General features: G+C 39.8%; 14 protein-coding genes. 8 read left to right on the forward strand and 6 right to left on the reverse strand.

The window, feature by feature from the left end; genetic code table 11:
• Window positions 1–12: 12 nt before the first annotated feature.
• Window positions 13–1,893, forward strand: coding sequence for a DNA topoisomerase IV subunit B (gene parE / locus B9T23_RS08430; protein WP_086193785.1), 1,881 nt, complete (start codon window positions 13–15; stop codon window positions 1,891–1,893).
• Between the two features lie 52 nt (window positions 1,894–1,945).
• Here parE and B9T23_RS08435 read toward each other — a convergent pair whose 3' ends face one another.
• The 3 genes from B9T23_RS08435 to B9T23_RS08445 all read right to left on the reverse strand — a co-directional run bounded on the left by B9T23_RS08435 (window position 1,946) and on the right by B9T23_RS08445 (window position 4,115).
• On the reverse strand, window positions 1,946–2,650 hold the full coding sequence (locus tag B9T23_RS08435; protein WP_086193786.1) for a phospholipase D family protein: 705 nt from the start codon (window positions 2,648–2,650) through the stop codon (window positions 1,946–1,948).
• A 121-nt stretch (window positions 2,651–2,771) separates the two neighbouring features.
• Entirely contained in the window at window positions 2,772–3,275 is a 504-nt protein-coding gene (locus B9T23_RS08440; RefSeq protein WP_086193787.1) for a GNAT family N-acetyltransferase, read from the reverse strand.
• 108 nt (window positions 3,276–3,383) lie between these two features.
• Window positions 3,384–4,115 carry an outer membrane protein OmpK gene (locus B9T23_RS08445; RefSeq protein WP_086193788.1) on the reverse strand — a complete coding sequence of 244 codons (732 nt, stop codon included), beginning with the start codon at window positions 4,113–4,115 and terminating at the stop codon, window positions 3,384–3,386.
• A 490-nt stretch (window positions 4,116–4,605) separates the two neighbouring features.
• Between B9T23_RS08445 and B9T23_RS08450 the strand changes: the two genes are divergently transcribed.
• The 5 genes from B9T23_RS08450 (at window position 4,606) to B9T23_RS08470 (ending at window position 9,022) form a co-directional block, all read left to right on the forward strand.
• Window positions 4,606–4,983 carry an HPF/RaiA family ribosome-associated protein gene (locus B9T23_RS08450; protein WP_086193789.1) on the forward strand — a complete coding sequence of 126 codons (378 nt, stop codon included), beginning with the start codon at window positions 4,606–4,608 and terminating at the stop codon, window positions 4,981–4,983.
• A gap of 169 nt (window positions 4,984–5,152) precedes the next feature.
• Window positions 5,153–5,695: an ankyrin repeat domain-containing protein gene (locus B9T23_RS08455; RefSeq protein WP_086193790.1), complete on the forward strand. Its 543-nt coding sequence runs from the start codon at window positions 5,153–5,155 to the stop codon at window positions 5,693–5,695.
• A gap of 14 nt (window positions 5,696–5,709) precedes the next feature.
• Window positions 5,710–6,477 carry a transporter gene (locus tag B9T23_RS08460; protein ID WP_086193791.1) on the forward strand — a complete coding sequence of 256 codons (768 nt, stop codon included), beginning with the start codon at window positions 5,710–5,712 and terminating at the stop codon, window positions 6,475–6,477.
• 18 nt (window positions 6,478–6,495) lie between these two features.
• Window positions 6,496–8,337 (forward strand): protein-disulfide reductase DsbD, encoded by a 1,842-nt coding sequence (gene dsbD, locus B9T23_RS08465; RefSeq protein WP_086193792.1) that lies wholly within the window; start codon window positions 6,496–6,498, stop codon window positions 8,335–8,337.
• A gap of 4 nt (window positions 8,338–8,341) precedes the next feature.
• Window positions 8,342–9,022 carry a glutathione S-transferase family protein gene (locus B9T23_RS08470; RefSeq protein WP_086193793.1) on the forward strand — a complete coding sequence of 227 codons (681 nt, stop codon included), beginning with the start codon at window positions 8,342–8,344 and terminating at the stop codon, window positions 9,020–9,022.
• Here the strand turns inward: B9T23_RS08470 and B9T23_RS08475 are convergent.
• Complete coding sequence (locus B9T23_RS08475) at window positions 9,019–10,218, reverse strand: GGDEF domain-containing protein (protein WP_086193794.1); 1,200 nt, start codon at window positions 10,216–10,218, stop codon at window positions 9,019–9,021. The genes B9T23_RS08470 and B9T23_RS08475 overlap by 4 nt on opposite strands.
• Before the next feature lie 260 nt (window positions 10,219–10,478).
• Between B9T23_RS08475 and B9T23_RS08480 the strand changes: the two genes are divergently transcribed.
• On the forward strand, window positions 10,479–11,045 hold the full coding sequence (locus B9T23_RS08480; protein ID WP_086193795.1) for an FMN-dependent NADH-azoreductase: 567 nt from the start codon (window positions 10,479–10,481) through the stop codon (window positions 11,043–11,045).
• A gap of 79 nt (window positions 11,046–11,124) precedes the next feature.
• Here the strand turns inward: B9T23_RS08480 and B9T23_RS08485 are convergent, their stop codons facing one another.
• Window positions 11,125–12,036 (reverse strand): alpha/beta hydrolase, encoded by a 912-nt coding sequence (locus B9T23_RS08485; protein WP_086193796.1) that lies wholly within the window; start codon window positions 12,034–12,036, stop codon window positions 11,125–11,127.
• Window positions 12,037–12,190: 154 nt separating this feature from the next.
• On the opposite strand from B9T23_RS08485, the gene B9T23_RS08490 reads away from it, so the two are divergent.
• A complete protein-coding gene (locus B9T23_RS08490; RefSeq protein ID WP_067725428.1) occupies window positions 12,191–12,628 on the forward strand; it encodes a DUF2147 domain-containing protein in 438 nt (145 codons plus the stop codon).
• Between the two features lie 85 nt (window positions 12,629–12,713).
• On the opposite strand, the gene B9T23_RS08495 is transcribed toward B9T23_RS08490, so the two are convergent.
• Complete coding sequence (locus tag B9T23_RS08495) at window positions 12,714–13,061, reverse strand: Spx/MgsR family RNA polymerase-binding regulatory protein (RefSeq protein WP_086193797.1); 348 nt, start codon at window positions 13,059–13,061, stop codon at window positions 12,714–12,716.
• Window positions 13,062–13,178: the final 117 nt, after the last annotated feature.

The following is a 13,178-nucleotide window of genomic DNA, read 5'->3' on the forward strand; positions in this document are numbered from 1 at the left end:
AAACAGTACAACGTGTCTCAATATACGGCTCAATCACTTGAAGTTTTATCTGGTTTAGATCCGGTCCGTCGTCGTCCGGGGATGTATACCGATACCACTCGTCCAAACCATTTGGCACAGGAAGTAATTGATAATGCAGTGGATGAGGCACTTGCAGGACATGCCAATAAAATCACCGTGACGGTCTATAAAGATGGTTCTTTGTCGGTAGAAGACAACGGTCGGGGGATGCCAGTCGATATTCACCCTGAATATGGTCAAAGCGGGATTGAAATCATCCTGACCAAATTGCATGCTGGTGGCAAATTCAGCACCGATAACTACCAGTTTTCAGGTGGTTTGCATGGTGTGGGTATTTCTGTTGTTAATGCGCTGTCTAACCGGGTTGAAGTTGAAGTTCAGCGCCAAGGCAATGTCTATAAAATGGCATTTGAGCATGGTGAACCAGTTTCACAACTTGAGGTGTTGGAAGGTAAAGCACCCAAGCGTGCCTCAGGTACTACGGTTCATTTTTGGCCAGATGTAAAATATTTCGATTCACCCAAATTTGCCTTAAAAGCGTTAAAGCATAATTTAAAAGCCAAAGCCGTTTTAGCGGCAGGCTTACAAATTGTTTATGTCGACCAAATTAATAACGAAAAAATTGAATGGCAATTTGAAAATGGTCTGGTCGACTATTTGATGGATGAATTGCAAGACCGTGACATTATTCCATGTCCTGCCTTTGTGGCGACAGGGGAAGCAGAACGCGCCAGTGCTGAATTTGCAATTTGCTGGAATGCTGAAGGTGGCGAACAGGTTCAGGAAAGTTACGTCAACCTGATTCCCACTGCGCAAGGCGGTACGCATGTGAACGGTCTGCGTTCCGGTGTCACGGATGCGATGCGCGAGTTCTGTGAACTGCGTAATTTATTGCCGCGTAATTTAAAGCTGTCTGCGGAAGATGTCTGGGATGGCGTGAATTACATTCTGTCTTTAAAATTTCAGGAACCACAATTTTCAGGTCAAACCAAGGAACGGCTTTCAAGTCGTGAAGCCTCTGCGATTGTGCTGAATATTGCCAAAGATGCATTCGCGCTGTGGTTGAATCAAAACTCTGATACCGCCATGCAGATTGCTGAAATCATGATTGCCAAAGCCGGTCGTCGTTTAAAAGCTGCTAAAAAAGTTGAACGTAAAAAGATTGTTGCCGGGCCAACTTTGCCGGGGAAATTATCGGATTGTGTTGGACATAGTTTGGATGAATCTGAACTGTTTATTGTGGAAGGAGATTCTGCAGGTGGTTCTGCGAAACAGGCGCGCGATAAAAATTTCCAGGCAATCATGCCGATTCGCGGGAAAATTTTAAATACCTGGGAAGTGGCCTCCGATGAGGTTTTGGCTTCTCAAGAAGTACATAATATTGCCATTGCGATTGGTGTGGATCCAGGCAGTGACGATCTTTCAGAATTACGTTATGGCAAAGTATGTATCCTTGCCGATGCCGATTCAGATGGTTTGCATATTGCGACATTATTGTGCGCATTGTTTGTAAAACATTTCCCGACCTTGGTAGAAGCAGGGCATTTGTATGTGGCGATGCCGCCATTATTCCGAATTGACGATGGTAAAGACGTCCATTACGCACTGGATGAAGACGAATTAGAATCAATTCTGAAGAAAACCAAGACTAAAACACCGCAAATTACCCGATTCAAAGGCTTGGGTGAAATGAATGCCAGTCAACTTCGTGAAACGACCTTAGATCCGGATACTCGCCGTCTGGTGCAGCTCGATTTAGATGACATGCAATTTACCGCAGGTCTGCTCGATAAGTTGCTTGCCAAGAAGCGTGCCGGTGATCGTAAAGATTGGTTAGAGCAAAAAGGTAATTTGGCTGACTTGGTGGTGTAATTTTTCAATCACTATTTGCTTGTTAAAAGCCCGCTGAATGCGGGCTTTTTTGTTAGATGTCTAAACTTTCTGACCACAGAAAATAACCACCGTATTGGCTAGTCCTAAATTCTCCGCCCATGGCTTTGCCTTGTTCTGTGAGAAGATGTTTGCCATTTTCATTGAGTGTTAAAAATCCTTTTTCGACAAACTTATCCAATAAATCGGCAGTTTTCAACTTATGTTTTGCTGCTAATTTTGATGAAGTTAATTTACTTAAATTATCAGCGTCCTCATCATTTTTTTCATCAACTTGAACTTGCTCTGTTTTCACTTCATCTAACGAGATTCGAAGTTCATCACTGATGCGAATAATGCGCTGAGATTCTTCATAAGCATCTTTGAATACTTCATCATCTTCATATTTACGAATCAAAATGCCCATTTCATTGTTATTTACTTGGCTAAATTCATAGAGATTTAAACTCGAAATAATACATTCCGATTCATTCATATAGCATTTTGCATGTAGGTTTTTGCAAAAGCTCAGGCGTACATAATCGAGTTTTTGCATCCATTTGATTTCATCGGGATGTAAATCACTTTTTCCATAAACAATCCGAATATCAATTTTTAAACGGTTTTTGTCTTCTAATAATTCTTTAATACGATCATTTAAACGCAGATAAGGGCTGATTAAAATAAGTCGTTCTTTTGCATTTTTGATGAGTTCTTCCAAAAAGAAATTGGTCGCACTGGTATTTAAAAATTTTGCCATTAAATGTCCCAAACATGGTTTATTCAAATTATTTTTTATTATTAAAGCACATACACATCATTTGTTTAGCAGTAAAAAACAAATTTAAAGCATTCTTTCATAAGATTGAATAACCTAATACTTAATCTAGTATCAGCTGCATCAACACTAAATCACGCCATTGTCCAAATTTTTGTCCTACTTCTGGCATATAACCAGTTTGCTTAAAGCCTAATTTTTCATGCAATACAATGGATGCTTTATTTGCATGATCAATTGCAGCGACCATGACGTGAATATGATGCTGTTTTGCATGCTCAATCAATTTAAGCATTAAAGCTTTGCCTAAACCTTGTCTTGTAAAGTCTGGATGAATAAACACAGAATGTTCAACCGTGTGTTTAAAGCCATGAATTTGGCGAAATAAAGAATAGTCAGCGTAGCCTGCAATGCGTTTAGACTCTAAATCTTCAGCAACGAATAAAGGAAATTGTTGAGCGATGAGATTTTTAAACCAGTGATGAAAATCATCTAAAGACTTTTCTCTGTCATTCCAAGTCGCGGTTCCATTTAGAATTTCAGCATTATAAATATTCAGTATTTGTTCTAGATCTTGTATTTGAGCGGGACGTATTTGAAAGTCCATTGCATATGCCGAATGAATAAATAGAGGTTTTATTTTAGAAATAATTCCATTTTAGGGCAATAAAAAAGCAAGACTGAAGCCTTGCTTTTTTAAGATGATCAAAACGTATTAGAAGTGGTATTTAACCAATGCGCTTACGTTGTTTTCATTAGCATTTGGAATACCGAATTTGTTGTTCCAAACTGAATGTTCAATACCGAGGTATAAACGTGTGTCTGGAGAAATGTGTTTACCAGCATTCCATTTCCACTGAGTGGTCCAGTTTAATTCACTTTTGTGATCTTCTTCTGCTGTTGACCAATCAAGGAAACCATCAACAAGGAAGTCTTCAGAGCCTAATTTAAATGGCACACCATAAGTGAGTGTCATTTGATAGTCATCTTTTTGAAGTTCATTATTGGCACGATAGAAATTTACACTCGCATATTGGAAATATGGAATATCTAAATCGAAGCCTACACCGTATAAGAAGTTATCAAAGTTATTATAACTTTCTTTAGCACTATTAGCTTCCCAAGTCGTAGAAACCAACACGTCTTTTACTGGACCAAACGCAAGTTTTTGACCAGTTACTTCACCCAGGCTTAAACGAGGTGATAATTCAAAATAAGTTGATTTGTTATCATCACCACCGCGCAAGCGGTCAGCAAAGAAGAATACATCTGCATACTTTACTTTAGCTGCATATTCAACAGTCATAGTCGTTTGCTGATCATCTACAACTTCATAGTTTTCACCATAAAGACCAGTCACGCTGAAGTCTTGCCATACCGGCGCAGCTTGAGTAAGTGCAGCAGTTGAAGCCAATGCACATGTTGCAAAAATTTGTGTAAGTTTCATTAAAAAGATCTCCCCCGAGAAGCAAGCAAAGCATACAGATTCTTAAGTAAAAATAAAGCCAAAATTGATCAATGACTCAAAAATAATGTAATTCACCAAGATATTTTTGAGGTTAAATTTAGACTACAGCTTTTTGATACTTAAAAAATATAGGCTGATAAAAAAGCTAAAATGATTTTAGCCGTTACTTTTGATCAACAAAAAATAATATTAGATTTATCAAATAACTTGGCAAATAAAGTCGAATCACATAACTGCTATATGTATATTAAAAAAATATCAAAATACTACTTGCATATGCTTCGCTTAGACCCTTATATTCGAAGCATAAGGACACGATTCTGCAGACTCACAAGTGTTCATCGTTCAATGTGGAGGAATTCGTTCCAAACCAATTTGAAGATGTTTCGCGCTGTTTTTACAGCAAGTTTAAACGTGCCAAGATAAAAAGTTTTGCACAAAAGATGTGAATAAAAGAGGATGAAATTATATGAACATTGAAATCCGTACAGATAAAAACATTCAAAATAGTGAACGTTTAATTACTTATGTTCGTGCAGAACTGAATGCAGCATTCCAACGTCATAGCGAACGTATTACTCACTTTTCAGTTCATTTTAGCGATGAAAATGCAGCCAAAGGTGGTGCAGATGATATTCACTGCATGATTGAAGCGCGTCCAGCAGGGTTGAAACCTGTGGTGGTGAATCATCATGGTCATAATATCGATACTGCCATACATGGAGCCATCGACCGCTTAAAACGTAGTCTGGAACATTTATTTGAGAAACTAGATGACCCTCGTGCTGCAGTGCCGGCATTTGCTGAAAGCAACGATACCGAGGGTGCACAGGATTTAGAAGATTAGGCAGAAACCTGCTTGATTGGATAGGAAAAAAAGCTCTTCGGAGCTTTTTTTATGTGCAAATGTTATAAAAGAAAAATGAATAATAAATATGTTCGTTATACATTTAGCCAAAACAAATCAGCTTTTATTGGGCATAATAGTTTAAAACTGATTGAAGAGAGCTTTCTCCATGTTAACAGCGCAACAACAAGTCTTTGTACAAGCAATAGAAGAACTCGATCTTGCTCAAGTGCAACGCCTTTTGGCAGAAGGTCTCGACCCTAATTTTATTGATCCGGAAAAAGGTCCTGTCATTTCTGTCTGGTCAGACGGTTTGTTTAAATGGTGGGAACAAATTTGTGAAGCCTATGAAGCAGGTTCACCCTTATCTGAACAAGAAAAACAACAGAATTTGGCGGTACATATTGAAATTTTAGAAGCGCTTATTCAGGCTAAAGCCAATGTACATTTATGGGATGCCGAAGAACTGTATGGTCCATTATGGGACGCTGCCAGCGCTGCCTGTGTGCCAGCAGTGAAACGCTTACTCGATGAAAAAGTCGATCCAAATAGCAGGGATGACGAAGGGCTAACCATTTTATCTTCAATTAGCGATTTATTTTTTGATTGTGATTTTGATGAAATTAACTGGTCAGAAGCCTTGGTGGAAGAAAAACAAACCTTGGAATTGCTCCGCAGTCACGGTGCTAAAATGAGCAAAGAATTAACATAATTAGCGAGAAAAAAATGTCAGCAGTAAAAATAGTAGGTTTCATTGTTGCGGCAGGTTTCAGTATGAACACTATGGCTGCTGAATTTTCCTTTGACCGTCCCGGGACAGGTTTCGGTACCGGCATTACCCCAGTCGGTCAACTGGCATGGGAACAAGGTTTACCGAGTGTCAGTTATAATGAAAGTACGGTAGAGGGTGAAAAACAAAAAACTGTGACTTTAAATGCCGACATGTTGTTGCGTACCGGTTTGGCCAAAGACTTAGAGTTGCAATTGGGATGGCAAGGTCCAGCATGGACTAAAGTAAAACGTGCCGGTCAGTCTGTTGAAGAAGACGGTTTGGGCGATGTCAGTATTGGTGTGAAAAAAGCCATTGATCTGGATGATGACAAGCTTTCTATGGCCATTTTGGCTGAAGCTATTTTAGCGACTGGCAATGAAAACTTTAGCAATCACGATGATATTTACAGCCTGAGCTCTGCCGTAGCTTATGAAGCGTCTGATCTCATTACCACTTCAATCACCATGCGTTACGAAGCCCAAAACAGTAATTGGGCAGTGACTGCTGTCCCAACCATTGAATATAAAATTGCGGATAAATGGTCTGGTTTTTCTGAATTGGTTTATCGTAAAGCAGAAAGTGAAGATTATGAATATTCACTGGGTTCAGGTGTTATCTATGCACTGAATGACCGCGTGCAAATGGATGCCAGTGTGGGTGTTGACTTGAATGGCAAAGATAAAAGCTACCAGTCAGGTTTAGGTGTTTCATTCCTCTTTTAATTAAAAAATATAAACGATATGAAAAAGCATCTTCAAAATAGTGGGTTCTTGTTTCATTCCGCTGTGAGCGGATTTATTTGTAGCGTCATTTTATTGTTTTCAATGACTTTACAAGCGCAAGATCAATTGCTCTCTGCAGAAGATGCTTTTTCTTTTTCAGTTGAATCCAATCGTGAGCATGAAGCACAGCTGAATTGGAATATTCCCCAAGGTTATTATTTATATCAGCACAAATTTGAAGTCCAGCAAGGGTCTCAGAAACTTGCTTTAAAACTGCCTAAAGCCACCGATTTGTATGACGAAAACTATGGGCATACCCAAGTTTATTTTCACAATGTCCAATTCAATATTCCGGCCGAAGCATCAAAAACTTATCGGGTGACGTGGCAGGGCTGTGCCCAAGACCGTATTTGTTATCCGCCACAAACAGTCGAGTTTCAGACCAATGTCGATGGCTTGGTGCTGCTGCAAAATCAGGCCAAATCAAGCAAGCGTTTGCTCGATCTTTCACAGTCATCGAATAGCCCGACAAATAGTAAAACACCTTTTGCAGCTGAACAAAATAATTCAGAAACTGCCCAACCTGCAGTTGCATTAGATACTGCTCAAGATCAGATGTGGTCGGAAAAACTGGCTGAAAATTCTTTATTTTATAGCTTATTGCTATTTTTTGGTTTAGGGGTTTTACTGGCCTTCACGCCGTGTTCCTTGCCGATGTTACCGATTTTGACCTCGTTAATTGTACGAGATAGCAAGGGCTTAAAAGCCTGGATGATCGCTTTGGTCTTTGTCTGTAGCATGGCCATGGTTTATGCCATTTTAGGTTTGATTGCTTCATCAGCTGGACTGAATTTCCAGCGCTGGTTACAACAGCCTTCCACCCTGATTGCTTTTAGCGTGCTCTTTGTCTTGTTCGCCCTGAATTTATTTGGCCTGTTTGAAATTAAATTACCGCAAGGCTGGGTCAATCGTCTGGATCAGGCCCAGTCGATACAAAAAGGCGGTAGCTTAATTGGTGCAGGCATCATGGGCATGATTTCGGCACTGTTGGTTGGACCGTGTATGACTGCACCTTTAGCAGGGGCGTTGTTATTTATTTCCCAGACCCAAAGTCAGTGGCAGGGAGCAATCTTGCTGTTCACACTGGGTTTTGGCATGGGAACTCCCTTGCTTCTGGCCAGTGTGTTAGGTTCCAAGGTTCTGCCTAAAGCGGGGCTATGGATGCACCAGATTAAGGTGTTCTTTGCCTTTATCATGCTGGCTCTGGCACTGTATTTTATTCGTCCATTAATTTCTGAAGCTTGGCTACAATGGTTAAGTTTGGGCTTAGGCATCATTTTTATTGCTTATTTAAGCCCCCGAATTATGCGACAAACAGCCCCATTCAAGTGGCTGTATATTTTGGCATTGCTCGTGGTGGTTCCGTATCTAGCCTATACTCAATATCAACACAGTCAACGCTTCTTTGTGGAACAAAGCAGTACTCAAGCAACATGGCATGTGGCTAAAACAGCCGATGAATTTCAGCAGTTATTAACCAGTGTGCCATCTGAGCAAGGTATTATTATTGATGTCTATGCCGATTGGTGCGTGGCATGTCAGCCGATTGAATATCGTGTCCTAAAATCAGCACAAGTACAGCAAGACTTGGCACCTTATTTTCTGATTAAGCTTGATTTAAGTGACTATGATGCAACGCATCAGGCATTGCTGAATCAATGGGATATTTTAGGTCCACCCACCTATTTATTCTTAAATCCAAAACAACAAGAAATTCGAGGTTTGCGTTTAACCGGTGCATTTAGCGAAGCTGAATTATTGAAACAGCTGGATCTGTTTCAAAAGCATATAGGAGAATAATTTCATGTATTGGCTATATATTGCCAATAAAAATTATTCCAGCTGGTCAATGCGCCCGTGGTTGGTGCTAAAGGCTTTTAACCTGCCGTTTGAAGAAATCACGATTCCCTTTCCATCAGAGCGTGGAACAGGCACATTTAAACAGGATATTTTGGCGATTAATCCCAATGCTAAAGTCCCTGTGTTGGTGGATGATGGGTTGATGCTCTGGGATTCCTTGGCCATTTGTGAATATTTGGCGGAACAACATTCAGATCAGGCTTTATGGCCCAAAGATGTTAAGCAACGTGCACGTGCGCGCTGTATATCTGCAGAAATGCACAGCGGATTTTCGAGTTTGCGCAATGCCTGCGGCATGAATATTCGCGCCAATTTAGCCGATGTAGGTAAACGTTTGTGGCGGGAAAATGAAGAACTTCACCAAGATGTGGCACGTATAGAGCAGATCTGGTCGGAACGTCCAAATATGAACGGTTTTTTATGTGGTGAATTTTCGATTGCCGATGCATTTTATGCACCTGTGGTGACGCGCTTAATGACTTATGCTCTGCCTGTAAGTGAGTCTACACGGCAGTATATACAAATCATGCTGCAACATTCTGCAGTACAAGCCTGGATCGATGCAGCATTACAAGAAGATGCCTGGGTGAATTATCTAGAGTCGTATCAACAGCAAGCGCTTTAACACAGTTTGGCTTCACTCAACAATTCTTCTTGATAGCATTTGACCTGATTACGGCCACATGCTTTTGCTTCATAGAGTGCTTTATCTGCTTGGCTTAACAATTGTTGCGGTCTAAGTAGGGTATTCGATAATGCAATCCCAAAACTGGCGGTGACCTGAATGGTCTCGCCCAAATCACTGATTAAATTTAGCTGTTGAATGGCTTGGCGACAACGCTCAGCAATAATTTTCGCTTGTTCTAAAGAAGATTGATTCAGAATAAGAATAAATTCCTCTCCGCCAAAGCGACCCACAACATCGCTATCACGAATGATTTGGGAAAGCACTTCACTGACTTTAATCAGGGTTTCATCGCCTTTATCGTGTCCGTATTGGTCATTAATCCGTTTAAAATGATCCAGATCAATTAACACCAATGCATAAGATGTTGTGGGTTTACGCTCTAATTTTTCCAGGCAATCGCTAATGCTGCGTCGGTTAAGTGCATTGGTAAGCGGATCAATCTGACTTAAATGCTGAATTAATTTTTCTCGATGCCGCCATTGGCTGAGTAAAATTTCAAATAAAATTAGACAAGTAATCAAAATGGGTGCAATGAAATACATCATCGTGAGAACCCAAAACATATTTTGATAGGGAAGACTATGTAGATAAAAAATCGGTGCGTAGCTGATTTGACCTTGTAAGCTTAAATAGCCAGATAAGACCAAATATAGAGTAGCTGGAATCAATGCATAGTAAACAATTTTACGCTTAAACAGCACCAAGCCAACGGTCACCAAACTGATGTAAGAGATCATGGTGGCGGGACTTAGAACCCCGACGATATAGCCATCCCGGCATAATGAAATTACAAAAATGGCCACACATACATAAGGCAGCCACTGCTGTACCGCAGGTTTTTTTCGCCAGACGGAACAGGGGTAAATCAGCCCAATAAAAACCATCAAGGTGAGGATGTTGAGTCCAAGCTGGAGCTTAAGTAAAGGCAAATTCACCCAATGCCATACATTAGGTGAAAGAAGGACAAAAACTTTCCAGACAATCCAAATCACATGCACCAAACTTCCTAAAATAAGCATCAGGATGCATTTATTGAGGACACTCCAGTTCATTACGACTTCATCTTCTATCAGATATTTCGCAATTTTTTCTTTGAATGAGGAGCTGAGATTGGGTGAAAAGGTTTGCTTCATTCGATAGATATGACCTTTAGATCTTCAAACTATGTATTAATGATGAGTTGATCTGATTTATTTTTAATAATTCACAACATAGCACGTTTTTTTATGAATGGTAATGCCTATATTTTGTACTTTTAGGTATAAAAATGCATTTTATCCGAATGTTTATTGTTCTAAATATAAAACAGTGTGTTGTGCATAAGGATATTATTCTATTTTTGTTGATCGATTAAACTGGGTTCATTAAATAAATAAACATTAAGGTTTTGAGCATGAAAGTTTTACATATCGATTCAAGTATTTTAGGCGATGCTTCAGTTTCACGCCAATTAAGTCAAGCAATTGTTGATCAATTACAGACTAAACATGCAGATTTAGCTATAGATTATCTAGATTTAGCTGCACAGCCTATTCCGCATTTAACAGGTGCCATTTTAATGGGGCAAGATGCGGAACAAACTGCGCTGGGTGAGAAAATTATTCAGCAATATCTAGATGCAGATATCGTGGTGGTCGGTGCTGCGATGTACAACTTCGGTTTGACTTCAACTTTAAAAGCGTGGATTGACCGTATTAGCGTAGCCGGGAAAACATTTAAATATACTGAGAACGGTCCTGTCGGCTTGGCGGGTGAAAAAAAAGTTTATATCGCAAGTAGTCGTGGTGGAGTCTATGGTGAAAATAGCCCAGTCGATTTTCAGGAAGGCTTTTTGAAAACTGTATTTAACTTCACTGGTGTGAATGATGTCGAAATTATTCGTGCTGAAGGCGTGAATATGGGACCAGAGTTGAAAGATAAAGCAATTTCTAGCGCTTTAACTCAGGTACAAGCGCTGTAATTTCTGAAAATATAGTACATTCCTTTTGGGTCAGCTTCGGCTGACCTTTTTTATACCCATCACTTTCTAACACCAAGATCTAATCCCGATCAAGCTGATGTGCAAATTCGGCCAGATCGGCCAAGGCCTGTTTCCCTTCATCAAACCAATGATGAAACATCTGAAAGTTATGCCACATACCCGTGTAAAGTTTATAGGTTAGATCCACACCTGCTTGTTGTGCTTTTTCTTTAAAGCGCTGCGCATCATCCAATAGAATTTCTTTAGAGCCGACTTGAACCAAGATCGGGGGTAATCCGGTTAAGTCTGCAAATAACGGTGAAATGGCAGGGTCTGCGGTATCCATAAATTTCGGTACGTAATAGTCAATGCCTGCTTCTAAAGTTTCAATCGAGAGTAAGGCATCGTGTTTACGGTTATAGCGTAAGGATTCACTGGTCAGGGTCAAATCTAGAAAGGGTGATAGCAGTATCAGACCACTAACTTGTGGAAGGCCTTCATCACGGATTTTAAGTGCCAAGGCCAAAGCCAAATTAGCCCCACAAGAGTCACCCGATAAGATAATGTCTTTGGCTTGAATCCCTTGACCTAACAAGGTGGTGTAGATATCAAAAATCGCATCGCTGGCTTCAGGATAAACAGATTCTGGAGCTAATGGATAGTCGACATGCAGCACTTGCATTTGTGTACGTGCAGCGACATGGGTTAAAAAGGCACGATGTGTTTTGAGTGAGCCCAAAAAGAATGCACCGCCATGAATGTGCAAAATGAGTTGCGATGATTCACTTTGAGGTTTGATTTCTTCAGCGCGTAAACCTGCCAAGCGTAGTGGTCTGATTTCAACTTCCTTGTTGCTTGGAAAGGCACGACACATTTGCTCCAATGCAAAACGTATCGAGTTGGGAGGCAAGTTAAATTGGCTGGGTTTACGGATGGTGGTTTTTAAGATGCTTTCTGTAATTAATTGTTTCCATAACGGACTTATTTTCATGTTTTTTCCATCTTGTTCTATCTTTTAGGGGATGACTGGATATTTACCAATTCAAGTTACAAGATTACACTAAAGGGTCACACTGAAAAATTGCAATAATGTTGTGACTTTTTAATACTAAGCCGTCTATACCAGACTAGGGAAACGAAAAAAAATGAAAAAAATTGCACTTGCACTAGGATTGCTCGGATTAACAGCTTTGGCTAATGCTGCTGATCCACTAAATGGTTCTGTTTGGAAAACGATTGATGACAAAACAAAACAACCGAAAGCGATAGTAAAATTTACTGAGCAAAAAAATGGCACATTATCTGCGAGTATTCAAAAGGTTTTAACACCCGGTGAAGAAAACGCATGTACAAAATGTGAAGGCCCATATAATAATAAATCTTTAAAAGGTCTAAAGATTGTTCATGGTCTTAAAAATAGTGGTGGTACAAGCTACGAAGACGGTACTATTTTGGATCCATCTTCGGGCAAAACTTACCGATTAAAAGGTCAAGTGGTTGAAGGTGGTAAAAAATTAGAGTTACGCGGTTTTATTGGTGTCGCGGCTTTAGGTCGTAACCAAACTTGGATTCGTGCAAACTAATTTCAAGCCAAAATGAAAACCAAGAAAAAAGCCTAGTGGATATTCAGCTAGGCTTTTTTTATATGGCTACATAATGGTTAAAGTTTTACTTTAAAGCTCGGTAAGCAGCTTCATCATAACCCACGACATAGCCTTGCTCAGTTGCGAGTACCGGACGTTTAATCAAGCTGCTATGCGTTGTTAAGGCAGTGATTAAATTGGTTTCATTTTTAAGCGCAGTTTGTTGTTCTTCTTCGCTCAGTTTTCGCCAAGTGGTGCCTTTTTTATTCAGGATGAGATCTGGTCCGACTTCATCTAGCCATTTCTTTACAGTTTCAGCATCAACACCTTGTTTCTTGTAATCCTGAAATTCATACGCCAGACCCAGTTCCTTGAGTAAGTCGAACGCTTTCTTCATTGAACTACAATTTTTGATGCCATAAATTTTAAGCATAAGATGATCATTCCATTTTCGATTGCTGGATAGCCTAGCGAAAATTATCTAGAAGCTCTAGAGGGGAATTAAAAGTATTAAAACTAAAAAAATGAGATGTCATGAAATTGACATTTA

The organism is Acinetobacter terrae, assembly GCF_002135195.1.
Classification (GTDB): Bacteria; Pseudomonadota; Gammaproteobacteria; order Pseudomonadales; family Moraxellaceae; genus Acinetobacter; species Acinetobacter terrae.